This is a genomic window from Stenotrophomonas sp. HMWF003 (assembly GCF_003061285.1).
Lineage (GTDB): Bacteria > Pseudomonadota > Gammaproteobacteria > Xanthomonadales > Xanthomonadaceae > Stenotrophomonas > Stenotrophomonas maltophilia_AP.
In genome coordinates, this window is sequence record NZ_QAIW01000280.1 from 1 (window position 1) to 1,113 (window position 1,113).

Annotated in this window: 1 pseudogene; it reads right to left on the reverse strand. The window is 72.4% G+C overall.

Annotated features, from left to right (window positions below):
• A pseudogene (locus DBR34_RS11600) lies at positions 1–1,113 on the reverse strand (cell surface protein); the annotation flags it as partial.

Consider the following 1,113-nt stretch of genomic DNA (forward strand, 5'->3'; position numbering starts at 1 on the left):
CGATGGCGGTGCTGCTGTTGCCGGTGGCCACGCTCTGCGTGCCGACGGCGGTGGAGTAGTCGCCAATGGCGTTGGACACCGCGCCGAAGGCCGACGATTGCGCGCCGCCCGCATACGCGCCGACACCGTAGGACGACGAGGCAAAGCCCGCCGCTTCCGCACTGGCACCCACGGCGGTACCGCCGACGCCGGCGCTGGTGGCGCCGGTATCGACCGGCACGCCGCCGTTGGTGATCAGCGGGTTGCCATCGGCATCCACCGCCGCGCCCCCGACCGCCACGCTGCCCGGGCCGTTGGCCTGCGCGTTGTTGCCGAAGGCGGCGCTGTTCTGGCCGGTGGCCACGGCATTGAAGCCCACCGCCGTGGCGTTCTGTGCCACCGCGGTGGCACCACTGCCGAGCGCGGTAGCGCCATTGCCGAGTGCGTTGGACGCTTCACCGATGGCGGTGGCGTTGTCGCCCTCGGCGTAGGCGCCAGCATCGCTGTCGTCACTGCCGGTTGCCTGGAAGTACTTGCTGGTGGTGGCCGCAACCGCGCCCACGGCATCCAGCTGGGACTTGTTCACTGCATCGTTGGCGTCGCTGCCATCGGCCACGTTGGTGATCTGGCGGCGCAGGCCGGTTTCGCCGTTGCCCACCGATACGGTGTCGATGCGATCGGCGTAGGAGCCGGCGCCCAGCGCCACGCTGCCCACGGCCACGGCCGCGGAGTTGGACCCGAGCGCGGCGCTGAAATCGGCCACGGCCACGCTGAACGCGCCGACCGCCACCGAGGCCTCACCGCCACTGCCCGCGCCACGACCGAGCGAGGTGCTGCCCGCGCCGATGGCCAATGCGCCGCCGCCGATGGCGGTGGCACCGTCGGCGCTGGCTTCGGCCAGGCCGCCAATCGCGGTGGCTGCACCGTTCTCGCTGGCGGCTAGTGCGTGTGCACCGAGCGCGACGTCACCGAGGCCGAAAGCAGCGGCGCTCTGCCCCACTGCCGTGCTGGCGTCGCCGAAGGCCAGCGTGTTCTGGCCGAAGGCGCTGGCGCCCAGACCGGCCGCAATGGCCTGGCTGCCGGTGGCCGTGGTGGCATTGGCCAACGCCTGGCTGCCCTGCCCCACGGCGGTGG